The sequence below is a fragment of the Nocardia halotolerans genome (assembly GCF_042650145.1).
Taxonomy (GTDB): Bacteria; Actinomycetota; Actinomycetes; order Mycobacteriales; family Mycobacteriaceae; genus Nocardia; species Nocardia halotolerans.
In genome coordinates this window covers 296,948-312,876 of sequence record NZ_JBHSDL010000002.1, presented here as the reverse complement: position 1 = coordinate 312,876, position 15,929 = coordinate 296,948, and the positions used below count along the sequence as shown (strand labels likewise).

The 15,929-nt window shown below is 71.0% G+C and carries 15 protein-coding genes; 4 read left to right on the top strand and 11 right to left on the bottom strand.

The annotated features are described in order from the left end of the window. The first annotated feature begins 5 nt into the window (after positions 1–5). A complete protein-coding gene (locus tag ACFO5K_RS02525) occupies positions 6–275 on the top strand; it encodes a hypothetical protein (protein WP_378555480.1) in 270 nt (89 codons plus the stop codon). Here ACFO5K_RS02525 and ACFO5K_RS02520 read toward each other — a convergent pair. The 11 genes from ACFO5K_RS02520 to ACFO5K_RS02470 all read right to left on the bottom strand — a co-directional run bounded on the left by ACFO5K_RS02520 (position 214) and on the right by ACFO5K_RS02470 (position 12,626). Beyond that, complete coding sequence (locus ACFO5K_RS02520) at positions 214–1,593, bottom strand: UDP-glucose dehydrogenase family protein (RefSeq protein ID WP_378555479.1); 1,380 nt, start codon at positions 1,591–1,593, stop codon at positions 214–216. The genes ACFO5K_RS02525 and ACFO5K_RS02520 overlap by 62 nt on opposite strands. After that, positions 1,586–2,536, bottom strand: coding sequence for a glycosyltransferase family 9 protein (locus tag ACFO5K_RS02515; protein ID WP_378555478.1), 951 nt, complete (start codon positions 2,534–2,536; stop codon positions 1,586–1,588). Before ACFO5K_RS02515 ends, ACFO5K_RS02520 begins: the two co-directional genes overlap by 8 nt. Further along, positions 2,527–3,216: an SDR family oxidoreductase gene (locus ACFO5K_RS02510; RefSeq protein WP_378555477.1), complete on the bottom strand. Its 690-nt coding sequence runs from the start codon at positions 3,214–3,216 to the stop codon at positions 2,527–2,529. Before ACFO5K_RS02510 ends, ACFO5K_RS02515 begins: the two co-directional genes overlap by 10 nt. A gap of 22 nt (positions 3,217–3,238) precedes the next feature. After that, positions 3,239–4,630, bottom strand: coding sequence for a PfkB family carbohydrate kinase (locus ACFO5K_RS02505; protein ID WP_378555476.1), 1,392 nt, complete (start codon positions 4,628–4,630; stop codon positions 3,239–3,241). Continuing rightward, positions 4,627–5,190, bottom strand: coding sequence for a D-sedoheptulose-7-phosphate isomerase (locus ACFO5K_RS02500; protein WP_378555475.1), 564 nt, complete (start codon positions 5,188–5,190; stop codon positions 4,627–4,629). The genes ACFO5K_RS02505 and ACFO5K_RS02500 overlap by 4 nt, the downstream gene beginning before the upstream one ends. Continuing rightward, positions 5,187–6,227: a glycosyltransferase family 9 protein gene (locus ACFO5K_RS02495; RefSeq protein ID WP_378555474.1), complete on the bottom strand. Its 1,041-nt coding sequence runs from the start codon at positions 6,225–6,227 to the stop codon at positions 5,187–5,189. The genes ACFO5K_RS02500 and ACFO5K_RS02495 overlap by 4 nt, the downstream gene beginning before the upstream one ends. Further along, on the bottom strand, positions 6,224–7,720 hold the full coding sequence (locus tag ACFO5K_RS02490) for an HAD-IIIA family hydrolase (protein WP_378555473.1): 1,497 nt from the start codon (positions 7,718–7,720) through the stop codon (positions 6,224–6,226). Before ACFO5K_RS02490 ends, ACFO5K_RS02495 begins: the two co-directional genes overlap by 4 nt. After that, complete coding sequence (locus ACFO5K_RS02485) at positions 7,717–9,339, bottom strand: carbamoyltransferase family protein (protein WP_378555472.1); 1,623 nt, start codon at positions 9,337–9,339, stop codon at positions 7,717–7,719. The genes ACFO5K_RS02490 and ACFO5K_RS02485 overlap by 4 nt, the downstream gene beginning before the upstream one ends. Positions 9,340–9,440: 101 nt before the next feature. Further along, positions 9,441–10,406 carry a UDP-glucuronic acid decarboxylase family protein gene (locus ACFO5K_RS02480; protein WP_378555471.1) on the bottom strand — a complete coding sequence of 322 codons (966 nt, stop codon included), beginning with the start codon at positions 10,404–10,406 and terminating at the stop codon, positions 9,441–9,443. Next, a complete protein-coding gene (locus ACFO5K_RS02475; protein ID WP_378555470.1) occupies positions 10,403–11,617 on the bottom strand; it encodes a glycosyltransferase in 1,215 nt (404 codons plus the stop codon). Before ACFO5K_RS02475 ends, ACFO5K_RS02480 begins: the two co-directional genes overlap by 4 nt. A 31-nt stretch (positions 11,618–11,648) precedes the next feature. Beyond that, complete coding sequence (locus ACFO5K_RS02470) at positions 11,649–12,626, bottom strand: glycosyltransferase (protein ID WP_378555469.1); 978 nt, start codon at positions 12,624–12,626, stop codon at positions 11,649–11,651. 130 nt (positions 12,627–12,756) lie between these two features. Between ACFO5K_RS02470 and ACFO5K_RS02465 the strand changes: the two genes are divergently transcribed. From ACFO5K_RS02465 to ACFO5K_RS02455, 3 genes are read left to right on the top strand one after another with little or no spacing between them, the layout of a single operon-like run. Further along, the gene (locus ACFO5K_RS02465) at positions 12,757–14,148 is read left to right on the top strand and encodes an aldehyde dehydrogenase family protein (protein ID WP_378555468.1); all 1,392 of its coding nucleotides are present in this window, start codon (positions 12,757–12,759) and stop codon (positions 14,146–14,148) included. 17 nt (positions 14,149–14,165) lie between these two features. Continuing rightward, the gene (locus ACFO5K_RS02460; protein WP_378555467.1) at positions 14,166–15,056 is read left to right on the top strand and encodes a polysaccharide pyruvyl transferase family protein; all 891 of its coding nucleotides are present in this window, start codon (positions 14,166–14,168) and stop codon (positions 15,054–15,056) included. Beyond that, positions 15,053–15,928: a glycosyltransferase family 2 protein gene (locus ACFO5K_RS02455; RefSeq protein ID WP_378555466.1), complete on the top strand. Its 876-nt coding sequence runs from the start codon at positions 15,053–15,055 to the stop codon at positions 15,926–15,928. The genes ACFO5K_RS02460 and ACFO5K_RS02455 overlap by 4 nt, the downstream gene beginning before the upstream one ends. The last annotated feature ends 1 nt before the right edge of the window (position 15,929 follow it).

The window sequence follows — 15,929 nt, the reverse complement described above, 5'->3', positions numbered from 1 at the left end:
ATGCGATGAGCACTACCGAAACCGGCCGTTACACCGGGACGAAGGACAAGGACTACGACCTCATCTGGTTCGTGGAAGCCTGCTTGAGCAACGCGTTGCGCATGGAACAGTACGGCGCCGACGCCGAGCGCAACGGTGACAGCGAACTGGCGGAATTCTTCCGGCGCGCCCAGGGCGAAAGCCGCAAGGGCGCCGAGCAGGGCAAGGCGCTGCTCACCCGCCGCCTGGTCGGCGACTACGGGAACACTGAGCCGGTTCCGCCGACCAATCCCTGAATCGGGCCGCAGCGGATGACCCGATTCCCGAAATCGTGAACCCGGTGCCGCTCAGCAGTTGTTCATCGAGCAGGTTCCGGGTGTCCACGATGACCGGGCGTTCGACGTCGCCGGCGAGCTTGTGCCAATCGAGGGCCCGGAATTCGGGCCACTCGGTGAGCACGACGATCGCGGCGGCGTCTTTCGCCGCGAGGTAGGGGTCGTCGACGACCTGGATGCCGTCGGGGTCGGCCGCCAGGTCGTGCGCCCCCGACTGTGGCACGCAGGGGTCGTAGGCCGAGACCACGGCGTCGTGATGGGCGAGCTGGCGGGCGATGGCGACGGCGGGGGAGTCGCGCAGGTCGCCGGTACCGGCTTTGAACGCGAGCCCGAACACCCCGATCCGCATACCGGCCAGGGAGCCGTCGACCGCGCCGGTGACCGCGTGCCGGACTTTGCGCAGCACCATGGCCCGCTGGTGTTCGTTGGCGCGCACGGCGTCGCGAACGATGGCGAAGTCGACCCCCGAGGACTCCGCGACCGCCAGCAGCGCCCGGGTGTCCTTGGGTAGACACGATCCACCCCAGCCGGGGCCCGGCGCCAGGAACGCCCGCCCGATCCGCTCGTCCATGCCCATCGCGTCGGTGACCTTCGAGATGTCGGCGCCGACCTTTTCGCACAGTTCGGCGAGGGTGTTGACGAAGGAGAGTTTGACCGCCAGAAACGCGTTGCTGGCGTATTTGGCGAGCTCGGCGCTGGCGGTGTCGGTGCGCCGGACCGGTGCACCGGTGCCCACGTACAGCGCCGCGACGCGGTCGGCGGCGTCCTGGTCGTCGTCGGCACCGATGAGGACGCGGTCGGGGTGCAGGAAGTCGTGCACCGCGTAACCCTCGCGCAGGAACTCCGGATTGCTGACGACCGGATGCCGGTGACCGGTCAGCGTGGGGATGCGTGCCGCGGTGCCCACCGGGACGGTCGACTTGGTGACCAGTACGCACTCGGGCGACAGCAGCGGTCCCAAGTTCCGGAGGGCGTCTTCGAGGACTCCGAGATCGGCGGTGCCGCCGGCGCCCATGGGGGTGGGCAGGCACAACAACACCACTTCCGACTCCGACAGTGACCGTGGGTCGGTCGTGAACGCCAAACGGTCCTCGGCGAGTCCTTCGCGGACCAGTTCGGGCAGCTCCGGTTCGACGATCGCGACGGTACCCGCGCGCAGCGACTCGACCTTGGCCTCGTCGTTGTCCAGACAGGTCACATGATGGCCCAGGTGGGCCAGACACGCGGCGCTGGTGAGGCCGACATATCCGGCGCCGACCACGCCTACCCGGTTACCCATGACGCACCCCCTGTCCGACGAGTTCGGTTGCCGCTGACAGCACTTGTTCCGGTGTGATCGAGAGCAGGCCGGGGTCCGGCCGGTCGGCATGCGGGTCGCCGGCTGCGCCCGCCCAGAGCGCGATGTGGTTGCCCGCGTCGGCGGGCGGCCCCCACGCCTGCGGCGGGGTCGGACCGAAAAGCAGCACCGATGGTGTGCCGAACGCGGTGGCCAGATGACCGACACCGGTGTCACCGCACACCACCAGCGCCGCGTCCGCGACGATCGCGGCGAGTTCGGCCAGGTCGGTGCGCCCGGCGTACACCACCGACGGCGACAGTCCGGCATCGCGGGCGAGCGCGGTGGCCAACGGGACCTCATCGGCCGAGCCGGTGATCACCACGCGATGGCCCTGCGCGCCCAGCGCCCGCGCCACCGTCGCGAAATGCGCTGTGGGCCATCGTCTCGCGGCCGACGCCGCGCCGGGATGGATGACCACCACATTCGACTCCGCGGCGGCCATGTTCGGCGCGGGCAGCGCCAGTGCGCGCGGATCGGCAGCGATGTGGGCGTACGCCAGCAACCGGCACCACCGCCGCACCTCGTGCAGTTCGTCGGGCCACCGCGGTCCGGGGAACTCGGGAAAGTCCGGATGCCGGTGTGTCAGCAGCGTTTGCGCACCCACTGCCGCCAGGTCCCGGATGCTCTGTGGCCCGCGGCCGTGCAGGTTCACCGCGACCCGTGGCGCGCCGCCACGCCACCGGAGCGAGCCCAATCCGGGGGTCGGCAGCAGCTCGTCGACCGCATCGATCAGCTCGACCAGCGGGCGCAGCGGCTCCGGCGCGGCGAGTACCAGATGATCATCCGGGTACGCCGCCCGCAGCCCGCGCAGGGCGGGCACGCCGGTCAGCAGGTCGCCGAGTCCGAGCGCGCGGAGCACCAGAATGGTGCCGGTCAAGGCCACGACCCCTCTTCGGAGGCGCAGATGACCATTTCCCGCACCTCGCATCCGGGCGGTTGGCTCAGCGCGAAGGCCACCGCGTTGGCGACGTCCTCGGGCTGGTTGAGTTTGGCGTCGGCCGGCGGCTTGTACTGCTCGTCGCGGTCGTCGAAGAAGGCGGTGTGCATCCCGCCGGGAATCAGCAGGGTCACGCCGACACTGCCCGCGGTTTCCGCGGCCAGCGCCCTGGTGAATCCGACGATGGCGAACTTCGAGGCGCAATAGGCCGTCGCGTCGCCGACCGCCTTGATACCCAGGGTCGACGCGCACGTGACCACCGTGCCCCGGCTCTCGCGCAGCAAGGGGAGCGCGGCACGGACGACGGCGGCTGTGCCGAGCAGGTTCACCCGGATGACCTGTTCCCACTTCTCGGTCGAGACCTTGTCGAGCGGCCCGCAGGCATCGGTGCCCGCGGCGGTGAACACACCGTCGATCCGTCCGCCCGCGCGTTCGGCGATCTCGTGCACGGCCTGCTCGGCGGCGGCGCTGTCGGCCAGGTCGGCCCGGACGAAATCGACCGGTGTCCCTGGCTCCACCCGGTCGATCACGAACGGGCGACCCCCGTTCTCGCGCACGGCGGCCACGACCGCCGCACCCAGGCCCGAAGCACCACCGGTGATCAGCACATTGCCAAGATTTCGCATCCGGACTTCCCTTCTTCTCGATTCAGTCGTGGGCGCGGGTGGCGGCGACCAACCGCGAGGTGGAGTAGCCGTGCACCGTGGGGACCAACGCGATCTCGCCGCCGTGCCTGCGCACGACGTCGGCCTCGGGCAGTTCCGCCCCGGCGTAGTCGCCGCCCTTGACCCAGACGTCGGGGCGCAGCCGTTCCAGCAGCGCGGCCGGCGAGGATTCGTCGAACACGGCGACGGCATCGACGGAGGACAATTCGGTGAGCAGCCGCGCGCGGTCGCGTTCGGGCACGATCGGCCGGGCCGGGCCCTTCAGTCCGCGTACCGACGCATCGGAATTGAGGCACACCACCAGTGCGTCGCCCATCGCGCGGGCCCGGCGCAGCAGCGTCACGTGGCCGGGATGCAACAGGTCGAAACAGCCGCCGGTGGCGACGAGGCGCCCGCCGCGCGCCCGGACGGCGGCGGCCAGCTCGAGGGCCGACCCGTCGGCGTGCGCGGGCGGGAGTCCGGGCACGGCGGTGGTGTCCCCGTCGCGTGCCGACAGGGTCGCCGCACCGCCCGCGGCCACGAACCTGGCCGCCACCTCGACGGCATGGTCCACCGCTTCGGCCACGGTGGCGCCGGCGAACAGGGCCGCGGCCGCCGCCGAGGCGAAACGGTCACCGGCGCCGCAGGTGTCGGCGGCACCGAGGTGATCACCGTGGCGTACCTCGGCGGGCACCGGCACAGCACTGAGACGCTTGCCGTTGGCCAGCACGGCACCGCCCGCCCCGATGGTGACCGCGACGGAATCGGCCGACCACTCGTCGCGCAGCACCTTGGCCAGCTCCTCGGGTTCGGTGTACCCGGGAGCGAACTGGCGGGCCTCTTTCATGTTCGGTGAGACCAGCGAGACACCCCATACCGGCTGCGGACCGCGCGGGTGCGGGTCCCACACGATCGGCACCCTGCGGTCGAGTTCGCGCAGCAGGCGGCGGATCTGCGGATGCGCCGCGACACCACGGCCGTAGTCGGCGACGAGGATCGCGCCCGCCGACCGCAGGGTGTCGACCACCGCGGCACCGAGCGGGCCGCCCTCGGCCACCCCGTCGCCGGTGTCGAGCCGCACCAAGGACTGGCCCGCGGCGCGCACGCGTGCCTTGCGGACGGTCTCGCCCCGCAACGGCATCGCGACGACCTCGACGTCGCGGTCGAGCAGGTGCCGGAGCACGCGACCGTTGGCGTCATCGGCCACGGCCGTGATCAGCGCGACCTCCGACACCGACTCGGCCGCCAACGCGGCGGCCAGGCCCGCGCCGCCGGGACGCATCCGCTGACGTTCCACATCCACCACCGGCACCGGCGCTTCGGGGCACAACCGCTCCGCGGACCCTTCGATATCGACATCGAGGATGGCGTCGCCGAGCACCACCAGCGGCCTCATGTCGGGACTCCCAGTGCCTCGTCCAGCGCCGCGCACAGGGCGTGCACCATCGCCAGGTGGACTTCCTGCACCGTGGCCGTGCTCGGCGCCTCCACCGCCAGCGCGTCGTCACACAGTGCCGCGAGCGGATTGGGCGCGGGCCCGGTCATCGCCCAAGTGAGCACACCGATCTCCTGGGCGGCCTTGGCCGCGGCGACCACGTTCGGGCTGGTGCCGCTGGTGGACAGCGCGATGAGCACGTCCCCGGTTCGGCCGTGGGCGCGGACCTGGCGTGCGAACAGCTCGGCCTCGCCGTAATCGTTCACGATCGCGGTGCCCGCCGAGGTGTCGGCGTGCAGCGCGATCGCCGAGAGCGGCTGTCGCTCGTTGCGGAAGCGACCGACCAGCTCGCCGGTCAGATGTTGGGCTTCGGCGGCGCTGCCACCGTTGCCGCAGGCCAGCAATCTGCCGCCGTTGTCGAGTACTGCGGCCAGTTCGCGACCCCACCTGCGGAGTTTCGGTGCGAAGGAACTGTTGCGTTCCAGCGCTGTGCACAAGGCGGCGAAATGATCCTCGATCACGACATACCTCCTGTTCGCAGACACTCACGTCCGGCGGTGAGTTCTTCGGCCACGGCGACGACCTGCTGGGGGGAGATGGACTCCAGGCACGGATGCCCGAGCACGAAGCACTCCCGTGCCCGGCTGTCGCGACACGGCGCGTCCTGATCACCGAGCATCGCCACCGGCACCCCGTAGGGCGCCCAGCGTTCGGCGGGCACGACCGGCGCGAACAGCGACACCACCGGTGTTCCCACCGCGGCGGCGAGATGAGCCGGCCCGGTGTTGGGCGCCACCACCACGCCGGCGGCGTCGAGTACCGCGGCGAGTTCGGCCAACGAGGTGGCGCCGCCGAGGTCGATCGCGTGCGTACCGGCGACCGCCGCGGTGAGCGACCGTTCGGACGGTGCGCCGGTGACGACCACCCGATGTCCGGCCTCGGCCAGTGCGGCGACGATCGAGGCCGAACGCAACGCCGAGGGTTGCCTGGCCGGTACCGACGCGGCGGGGTGGACCACCACATAGCCCGGCTCGCCGGTGAGGCCCTCCACTTGCGGCAACGGCCGTCGGACGGCGAGTTTCCCGTCGTCGCCGGGCGGCAGCCGGAACCCCGCCGCTTCGGCCAGCGACAAGGCCCGCTCGGCCTCGGGCGGGTCACCGTCGACGCGGTGGCGCAGGTCGAGCAGCGAACCGGGGTAGTCCTCGGAGATCGCGCCGATCCACCCGACACCCGCCATCCGCAGCAGCAGTGCCAGCGGCAGCGGTGACTGGTGGAAGGAGGTGAGGATCAAGGCGGTGTCCACGTCGAGGGCGCGGATCCGGTCGATGAACGCGTGCGCGTCGGCGGAGGTGAGCGGCGGCGGCTCCGGATCGATCCACGGTGCGCACCAGGAGATGACCTGATCGACTCCGGGCAGCAGTTCGCCGCCCGCGCGACCGCGCGGGCCGGTCAGCAAGGTCAGCGAATCGACGTGTGCGGCCACCGCGCGCACGCACGGACCGGCCAGCAACACGTCGCCGACGTTGTCCATGCGCGCCACCAGCGCCCGCGTGCTCATCGCGCACCTGCCATCGCCAGTCGCACGGCTTCGGAGATGTCACGCGCCACGATCGCTTCGCGGCGCGCGCGGTGCACCTCCTCTGGCAGGGTGCGCGCCGTCGGCACGAGGATCGCCCGCGCGCCCGCGGTGGTCGCGGCGTCCACGTCGGCACCGGTGTCACCGATCAGCACGCACCTGCTGACGTCGACACCCAGGTGCGCCGCCGCCCGCACCACCATGCCCGGACGAGGTTTGCGGCAATCGCAGCCGTCGCCGTCGCCGTGCACGCACACCTGCCACGTCTCGAACGGCCCCAGCATCTCCTCGACCCTGGCGTTCACCGCGGCGAGCTGTTCGGTACTGATCAACCCCCGCGCGACACCGGACTGGTTGCTGACGATGCCCAACGCGATCCCGGCCGTCCGTAACAAGCGCAGCGAATCGAGTGCACCCGGCATCGGTTCGACCTTCGACGGGTCACCCAGGTAGGGGACGTCCACGATGAGGGTGTCGTCGCGGTCGAACAGCAGGGCCAGCGGTGCGTCGTGGGTCGCGTGCCGGTGCCGTACCTCGCCGCGGGCCCGATGCCAGCACGCGGCGGGCGGGATCAGCGCACTGCTCAGCACCATCCGGCCGATCTCGTCCCGGGTCCGGGGTCCCGGTGCGATCCGGCGCGCGGCGAACCGGGCCGTCAGCGCCGTCCAGGCGGCCGCGAACCCGAACGCGGTGCGCCACCGGCGCGCGACACCGAACCCGAGGGCGCCCGCACCCAGAGCCGCGGTGAGCGCGTGGTGGCCCAGCATGCCGGGTTGCTCGCCGATTCGCTGCCGCCACCGCCGCCCGTACTTGCGTCGCATCAGCGCGTTGTCGGCGTTGCCGCGCTGGGCGCGAACACTGGCCATCGGCCCGGATCGTCGGGCCGGATGGCAGGTGACCCGCTCGCCCCGCACGATGTGGTAACCGGCCAGGCAGACTCGCATCGCGAGGTCGGCGTCCTCGCGGAAGGCCCGGGGGAAGCGTTCGTCGAACCCGCCCACCTCGGCCAGGACCGACCGGCGATAGGCCATGTCGGCGGTGATCCAGCGGGCGGTGGCCAAGCCCGCCGTGCCGCGTTCGTCGTCGGTGGGTTTGCGGTCGGTCGGCAGCGGAACCTCGATGTGCGCGGTGGACGCGGCCGTCAGCTCGTCGAGGCCCGCCAGGTCGGCGGTCAGACGCAGTGGCCAATCCGATGCGGTGACGACATCGTCGTCGAGGAAGGCGATCCAAGTACCCGCGGCCTGCCGCCAGCCCGCGTTCCTCGCGGCGGCCGGCCCACGACCACCGGAACGGATCACCGTGACCCGAGGCTCGGTCTCCACCAGCGGCAGTTCCGCATCCGCGGGGCGATCGTCGACCACGATGATCTCCCTGGGCCGGGGCCCGGTCGCGGTAGCGAGGGCCCGCAACAGGGTCCGCAGACTCTCCCGGCCGGTGGTCGGGATGACGATGCTGTAGTCGATGCCCGGATTCATCGGCGTCGCACCAGGAACGGGCCGATGGCGAGCAGGTCGATCGGCGCGGAACCGAAGCATTCGAGTGCGTCGCGGGGAGAGTCGACCATCGGCCGGCCCGCGGTGTTGAGGCTGGTGTTGATGACGACGGGCACCCCGGTGCGCCTGTCGAACTCCGACAGCATCCGGCCCAGCAGCGGGTTGTCGGCGCGGTCCACCGTCTGTACCCGGGCGGTGCCGTCCACGTGGGTCACCGCGGGAATCCGGTCGGCCCATGGTGCGGCGACGTCGTGGACGAAGAGCATGTAGGGACTGGGCAACGGTCCGCGCGAGAATATCTGCGCCGCTCGATCGGCGAGCACCATCGGGGCGACCGGCCGGAACTGCTCGCGGCCCTTCACATCGTTGAGGCGCTCGAGGTTCTCGGCGCGACCGGGGTGGGCGAGCAGCGAACGGTGCCCGAGCGCGCGCGGACCGAATTCGGCGCGGCCCTGGAACCAGGCGACGATGCCGTCCTCGGCGAGGGTCCGCGCGACCTCGGCGGCGACATCGTCGGAGCGGGTGTAGGGCACTTTCGCGGTGCGCAGCACGGCTTCGAGTTCGGAGTCGCTCCACTCGCGGCCGAGGTCGGCGCCGCGCATCGGCGCGGCCGGTTCACCGAACTCCGCGGCCAGTTGCAGCGCCGCGCCCAGGGCCGTGCCCGCGTCGCCCGCGGCCGGTTGCACCCAGATGTTGTCGAACGGACCTTCGTCGTGCAGGCGCGTATTGGCCACGCAGTTCAGCGCGATGCCGCCGGCGAGGGTGAGGTTGGGCTGGCCGGTCTGCTGGTGCAGCCAGGTGATCAGCTCGAGCAGCACGTCCTCCAGCCGGCGCTGGACGGTCGCGGTCAGGTCGGCGTGGTCGCTGGTGAAATCGCCGCCACGACCGGCCGGCGCGAATTTGTCCCACGGCACCGGTTCGGTGCGGAATCCGCCGTCGCCGGTGGTGTACAACAATTCCCGGAATTCGTCGAGGAAACGCGGCGTGCCGTAGGACGCCAGCGCCATCACCTTGTATTCGTCGCTGGAGCGCTCGAATCCGAGGTGCTGGGTGAGGTCCTCGTACATCAATCCCAGCGAATGCGGCAAACGCTGCGAAGCCAGTTCCACGAATTTTCCGTCGCGGTATTCACCGGCCGAATAGGACGTGCTCTCGCCGCGTCCGTCGGCGACCAGGACCGCCGAATCACCGATCGGCGCCGCCAGCGCCGCCGATGCCGCGTGCGCGACGTGATGGCGGACGAAGCGGACGATCGAGGGGTCCAGACCGGGCAGCGCCGCGCGCAGGAAGGCGGGGGCGCGACGCGCGTAATCGGTGCGCGTCCGCTCGCTGTGCTGGTCGAGACCGCCGAGCGAATGGTCGACCAGGCTCGGATCGTAGGAATAGCCCACCGCGTCGAGCTCGTCGGGACCGATGCCCGCCTGTTCCAGGCACCACGCGGCCGACTGCTCGGGCAGCTCCCACGCCGAGAAGGGCACCGGCCGCTTGCCGTGCTTACGACGACTGAACCGCTCCTCTTCCGCGGCCGCGACAATCTTGCCGTCCACGATCAGCGCGGCGGCGGGATCGTGGAATACCGCATTGATTCCGAGAATGCGCAACGGGTCGCCTTTCTCCTCGAGGACGCGGGAATTTCCCCCGCCGCTACTTTCCTACGCGCTACCCGGTGAAGTCAGCGCTAAACCGTCGCAAGACGGCCTGGTCAGCGCACTGGCTGCGCGGCCACCACCGCAGGCCGGCCGGCGAACCACTCGATCGTGCGACGCAACCCCTCGGTCCGTGGGATCAGTGGCCGCCAGCCCAATTCGCGGGCCGCCAGCGAGATATCCGGACAGCGCCGCTTGGGATCGTCGACTGCTTCCGGGATGTATTCCAGCGACGACCGGCTGTGGGTGGCGCCGCGGATCTCCTCGGCCAGCGCGCGCACGGTCAACTCGTGCGGATTGCCGATGTTGATCGGTCCGGGATGATCGGCGGCCGCCAGCGCCCGCAGCCCGAGCACGGTGTCTTCGACGTAGCACAGCGAACGGGTCTGCTCACCGGTGCCGGCGATGGTCAGCGGGGCGTTCGTCAACGCCCGTGCGATGAACGTGGGCACCACGCGGCCGTCGTCGGCCCGCATCCGCGGCCCGTAGGTGTTGAAGATCCGGGCGATGCCGGTATCGACTCCGCGCTCGCGGCGGTAGGCCATCGTCAACGCTTCGGCATACCGTTTGGCTTCGTCGTACACACTGCGCGGGCCGATGGAATTGACGTTGCCCCAGTAACTCTCGGGCTGCGGGTGCACCACCGGATCGCCGTAGACCTCGCTCGTCGACGCCAGCACGAAACGCGCGTGATCACGTTCGGCCAGTTCGATGGCGTTGGCCGTTCCCAGCGAGCCGGCCCGCAACGTCTCGAGCGGCAACCGCAGGTAGTCCGGCGGTGAAGCGGCCGAGGCGAGGTGGTAGACGACGTCGAAGGTGCCCAGGTCGGGGAACGGCTCGGTCACGTCGTGGCGCACCAGCTCGAATCCGGGCCGACCCACCAGTTCGGCCACATTGGCGGGGGTGGAGGTGGCGAAGTTGTCCACGGCGACCACGTCGGTACCCGCGGCGAGCAACTGCTCACACAGATGCGACCCGACGAAACCGGCACCCCCGGTGACCAGGGCGCGTGCGGTACTCACTGGGCTTGCCTCCGCGCACCGGGAACCCGGCCGCCGGCCGTACGGCGATAGGCGCGCAGCGTCTCCACCGCGACCCGGTCCCACGAGTAACGGGAATGCACGCGGTCGTGCCCGGCGGCGCCGTACTGCCGGCGCAGCGCCGGGGCGTCGAGCAGTTCGCGGATCGCGGCCGCCAGCCGGTCGGGTGCCCGTGGCGGCACCAGCTTTCCGGTGTCACCGTCGACGACCGTGTCGATGAGACCGCCCACCGCGGCGGCCACGACGGGTACACCACACGCCATGGCCTCGAGCGGGGTGATGCCGAACGGCTCGTACCACGGGGTGCACACCGCGACGTCGGCCGAACGCAACAGCGGAGCCATCTGCGTTCTGGGGACCTGGCCCAGCAGGTGCAGCCGGTCGCCCACCTCGAGGTCCGCGGCCAGGGCGAGCAGCCGCTGCGCTTCGGGGTCCTCGGCCAGCCGGCCGTCGTCCGGCCCGCCGACGAGCACCAGTTCGGTCACGGGCAGCTCGGCGAGCGCGGTGACGGCGATGTCGAAACCCTTGCGCGGCACCAGCCTGCCCACACTGACGATGCGGTGTTCGGCTGTCCTGGCGGCACGTGGTCCGTCGGGGGCGAACTGCTCGAGGTCCACCCCGCACGGCACCACCGAGGTCCGGGAACGCGGAACACCCATCCGCGCCAGTTCGAAGACCTCGTCGGTGCAGGTGGCGATGATGCGGTCGGCCTGCTCGGCCACCTGCTGTTCGAGCCGCAGCCGGTCGGGTGGGCTGGTGTCGGCGGCGCCCTGATGACGGCGTTTCACCACACCCAGTGCGTGGAAGGTCTGCACCACCGGGACATCGGTGTCGCGTGCGGCGGCGAGTGCGGCCAGACCCGACATCCAGAAATGCGCGTGCACCACATCGGGCCGGTCGTCACGCCAGTGCTCGCGTAGGAAGTCGCCGAATTCCGGCATATAGGGCAGAAGTTCGTCCTTCGGCAGCGGTTGCGCGGGACCGGCCGGGACGTGGACCACGCGGTAACCCGCTGCGGTGGTGACGGTGTCGGGGGCCTGGGCGCTCTCGCGCCGCGTGTACACCGTGACGTCGTGTCCGTGCCGGCACAACGCCGCGGACAATTCCGCGACGTGCACGTTCTGCCCACCGGCATCGACGCCGCCCAAGGTGGCGAGCGGGCTGGCGTGTTCGGACACCATCGCGATCTTCATGTCTCCGCCTTTCCGGAAATCGATGCCGCCTTCATACGGTTACCTCGGCCAACAGGTCCTCCCAGCGCTGCAGAAAGCGCTCCAGGCCGTAATGCTCGAGCGCGAACTGCCGTCCCGACTTGCCCGCGAGTACCGCCAGATCGGGTTCGTGGAGCAGTTCGCGGAATCTCGCGGTGAGCGTGGCGACGTCCACCGACAGGGCGCCAGCTTCCGGCGGCACCGCGCTGACGGCTTCGGTGGTGGCCAACGCGACCACCGGCATACCGAGATGCATGGCCTCGAGCAGCGACAGCCCCAGCGAGGTCCAGCGCGCGGTGTGCAGGTACACCCGCCTTCTGGCCATCTCCGGATGCAACGACGACTGCCGCAGATCCGCGATCCCGTTGATCGGATGCGCCGTGGCCGTTTCCGGCGCGAATTCCCGCGCCCCGATCCCGAAGAGATCGACCGGTCCCGCCTGCGCGAAATCGGCCAGTAGATCGCTGCCGGTGACCCGCCCCCGCCGGGTCGGTTCGTTGATCAGCGCGACGCCGTGGGGCAGCTCGCCGGTGTACAACTCGCCGGGGTCCACGATGCCGTGCCCGATGACGTGTGTGGGGGCTTTCCCGTTGTCCCACATCAAGTCGTTGAAATGGGTGACGTGCACGATCGGGATGTCGTCGCGGTCGGCCAGCGGGTGCTCGGTGAGCGCCGCGTGCGGACGTGGCGTGTTGTGCTCGACGTAGACGGCGGGCAGATCGCGCCCGGGCCGGCGCCCGAGCCAGCGGTGCGCCAGCTCGATTTCCTCGGGGCGCTGCACCACGATGAGGTCCACCTCGGTTTCGCGCAACGCCTCGGCCGACACCTCTTCGGTAGCGGGCCAGTCGCGCCCGCAGCGGCCACGGCCCCATGGACCGCCTTCTTCGGTCGTGGGCAGCAGATAACGGTGTGGGCCCTGGACGAAAGAGGTCGTCCAGGAACCGTGCACGTGCCACAGCAGAATGCGCAGCTGCTCGATCGCGTTCACCATGTCGGTAGTTCTTGCCGTTCGCCACCAGCTCAAACAACGCACCGTCGCGGCGGCACTCGGTCGCCCGGGGATTGCCCACGCGCGTGGGCGGCCGGTGTTTGAACTCCGAACGCGAGGCAATGCCCGGGGTATGAGCCGATCACGCGCTGTCACCACCGCAGAGGGCCATTCGACCACCGAACTGATCGAGATCATCGATCCGGGAACCGGTGTCACCGTGGGCACGGTGCCCATGGCCGACCCCGCAGAACTCGACCGGCAGGTGCGCCGCGCCGCGCACGTGCAGCCGGAGTGGGCGCGGACCCCACCCGCCGAACGAGCCGCCGCGTTGCGGGCGGCCGCCGCGCTACTGCGCGAGCACGCCCAGGAACTGGCGCAGTGCAATCACGCCGAAACCGGACGGCCACCGGCAGAAGCCGAAGAAGGGGTGCTGGCCGGCGCCTCGACGCTCGAGCAGTACGCCGAACTCGGTCCCGTGCATCGCGGCAGGAGCCTGCAGGGCGAATTCGACGCGATCGATCTGATGGTGTGGGAACCGCGCGGCGTCGTCGTGGCCCTGACGCCGTGGAACGACCCGGTCGCCGTGTCGTGCGGACTGCTCGGCGCGGCGCTGGTCACCGGCAACACGGTCGTCCACAAGCCGAGTGAACGCGCACCACACACCGGGGCGTTGCTGGGTGAGCTGCTGGCCCGGACCCTGCCCGAGGCCGTGCTGCAAACGGTGCAGGGCGACGGGACAGTGGGCGCGCTGCTGGCCGCACGCGCCGATGTCGACGTCGTCGCGCACGTCGGCAGCACCGCCACCGGGCGGTCGATCGCGCGCAGCGTCGCCGCGACCGGGGCGAAGGCCCTACTGGAGAACGGCGGCAACGACGCGCTGCTGGTCGACGCCGGGGTGGATCCGGTCTGGGCGGCGGGACAGGCGGCGCTGGGCGCGTTCGCCAACTCCGGCCAGATCTGTGTCTCCGTCGAGCGGATCTTCGTGCACCGGCAAATCGCCGAGGCGTTCATCGCCGCGCTCGCCGCCGAAGCCGAGTCCCGGTCGTTGGCGCCGCTGGTCGATCGCCGCCATCGCGATCACGTCCACTCGCACGTGCGCGATGCCCTGGAGCGGGGGGCCGAGGCGGTCGTCGGCGGTGCGATCCCGGAAGGCAACGGCGCGCACTACCCGGCCACCGTGCTCACCCACTGCGACCCGTCCATGCCGATCATGCGGGAGGAAACGTTCGGCCCGGTGGCGCCGGTGCGCGTGGTGGACAGCTTCGAGCAGGGCCTCGCGGAGGCGGCGGCCGACGAATACGGGCTCGCGGCGACCGTCCTGACTCCGTCGATGGCCAACGCCCAGCAGGCGTGGCGGGAACTGCCGGTGGGCACGGTGAAGATCAACGCGGTCTTCGGTGGCGCTCCCGGCGGTGCGGCGCATCCGCACGGCGCCAGTGGCAGCGGGTACGGCTACGGCCCCGAACTGCTCGACGAGATGACCCAGACGAAGGCGGTGCACATGCGGCCCGCGCCCCACTGACCGGAAGGTGTGCGGACATGCGTGTTCTCGTCGTCGGCTGGGCCAGTTTCCTGCACGGTGAGGCGACCGCGGGCGACGTGCTGAGCATCGACCGGGTGTGCGCCGTGCTGGCCTCGGCCGACATCGCCCACGACAGTGCGTGGAGCCCCGGGTTCCGTGCCGATGCGCTGCACCTGCCCGAGGCCGACGCCGGTCGCTACTCACACGTGGTCTTCGCCTGCGGTCCCGCGCACGGGGAGCAGGTGCGGTCGCTGCACGAGCGATACGCGAACTGCAGGCGCATCGCGGTGGGGGTGTCGGTCATCGATCCCGACGATGCCGCGGTCACCGGGTTCCACCGGGTGCTGGCCCGCGACGGGCAATCAGCGCCGCGGCCGGATCTCGCCGTCGGCGCCTCGACGGCCAGCGTCCCGGTGGTCGGTGTCGCCCTGGCTCCGGGGCAGGCCGAGTACGGCGCGGCCCGCCGGCATCGATCGGTCCACGAGGCACTCACGAGCTGGCTGCGTGAACTCGACTGCGCGCGGCTGCCGGTGGACACCCGGCTGGCCGCCGACGATTGGCGGCACTGCCGCACCCCCGACCAACTCGTCTCGATGCTCTCGCGCCTGGACATGGTGGTCACGACCCGGTTGCACGGCGTGGTGCTGGGGCTGGGCGCGGGTGTTCCGGTCCTGGCGGTGGACCCGATCAGCGGCGGCGGGAAGGTGAGCGCGCAGGCGCGGGCACTGGACTGGCCCGCCGTGGTCGCGGCCGAGGACGCGTCCGACAGCGCCACGCTGGACCGGTGGTGGCACTGGTGTCTGTCACCGGCCGGACGTGAGTGGGTGACCCGGCGTGATCACCTGTCCACGGCGGACTCGCTCACCTCGGAGCTGCTCGATGAACTGCTGTCGGAACCGGCGTCATGAGCGCGGCGCGAACGACGGTGGTCATCGCCACCCGCAATCGCGCGACCGAACTCGCGCGCACCCTCACCGAGCTGTCCGCGTTGCGGCCGCGACCACCGATCCTGGTCCTCGACAATGCGTCCGACGATGGCACCGCCGACACGGCCGAAACGTTTCCGGGCGTGCGGGTCGTCCGGCTGGCCGACAACCAGGGCGCGGCCGCGCGCAATCTCGGCGTGACGCTGGCCCGCACTCCCTACGTCGCCTTCAGCGACGACGACTCCTGGTGGGCCGGTGACGCGCTCGCCGCCGCGGAACGGATACTCGACGCCCATCCGCGGGTCGGGCTGCTCGCGGGCCGAACCCTCGTGGGGCCCGCGAATCGCGACGACCCCGTCAACCAGCTGATGGCTGACAGCCCGCTCGGGCACCACCCCGACCTTCCCGGCCCCTCGGTGCTCGGTTTTCTGGCGTGTGCGGCGATCGTGCGGAAAGCGGCCTTCGACCAGGCCGCCGGATTCAGTTCACTGCTGCATTTCGGCGCCGAAGAACGATTGCTGGCGCTCGACCTGGCCGCCCACGGCTGGCAGCTGTGTTACGTGCCGACGGTGCGCGCGCACCACCACCCGTCGGCCCACCGGCCCCCACCGGCGTGGCGGCGGCGCGCCGAACAACGCAACAACGCCCTGATCACCTGGCTGCGCCGACCGTTGCGGCAGTGCGCCGCGGAGTCGATCGACCTGGTCCGCCGCAGCGTGCGCGAGCCGCAGACGCTGCTGACCCTGGCCGAGATCGGTCAGCGGCTGCCCAAAGCGCTGGCGCAGCGGCGCCGGCTGCCGCCGGAGGTCGAACACCGAGCCCGCACACTCGAACTCGCCCACCCGAGGAGCTGAC

Coding starts and splice junctions, on each gene's coding strand:
- ACFO5K_RS02475 (WP_378555470.1), bottom strand. CDS start 11,617: ATGAAGATCGCGATGGTGTCCGAACACGCCAGCCCGCTCGCCACCTTG.
- ACFO5K_RS02505 (WP_378555476.1), bottom strand. CDS start 4,630: ATGAGGCCGCTGGTGGTGCTCGGCGACGCCATCCTCGATGTCGATATC.
- ACFO5K_RS02525 (WP_378555480.1), top strand. CDS start 6: ATGAGCACTACCGAAACCGGCCGTTACACCGGGACGAAGGACAAGGAC.
- ACFO5K_RS02520 (WP_378555479.1), bottom strand. CDS start 1,593: ATGGGTAACCGGGTAGGCGTGGTCGGCGCCGGATATGTCGGCCTCACC.
- ACFO5K_RS02460 (WP_378555467.1), top strand. CDS start 14,166: ATGCGTGTTCTCGTCGTCGGCTGGGCCAGTTTCCTGCACGGTGAGGCG.
- ACFO5K_RS02455 (WP_378555466.1), top strand. CDS start 15,053: ATGAGCGCGGCGCGAACGACGGTGGTCATCGCCACCCGCAATCGCGCG.
- ACFO5K_RS02510 (WP_378555477.1), bottom strand. CDS start 3,216: ATGCGAAATCTTGGCAATGTGCTGATCACCGGTGGTGCTTCGGGCCTG.
- ACFO5K_RS02465 (WP_378555468.1), top strand. CDS start 12,757: ATGAGCCGATCACGCGCTGTCACCACCGCAGAGGGCCATTCGACCACC.
- ACFO5K_RS02470 (WP_378555469.1), bottom strand. CDS start 12,626: ATGGTGAACGCGATCGAGCAGCTGCGCATTCTGCTGTGGCACGTGCAC.
- ACFO5K_RS02495 (WP_378555474.1), bottom strand. CDS start 6,227: ATGAGCACGCGGGCGCTGGTGGCGCGCATGGACAACGTCGGCGACGTG.
- ACFO5K_RS02490 (WP_378555473.1), bottom strand. CDS start 7,720: ATGAATCCGGGCATCGACTACAGCATCGTCATCCCGACCACCGGCCGG.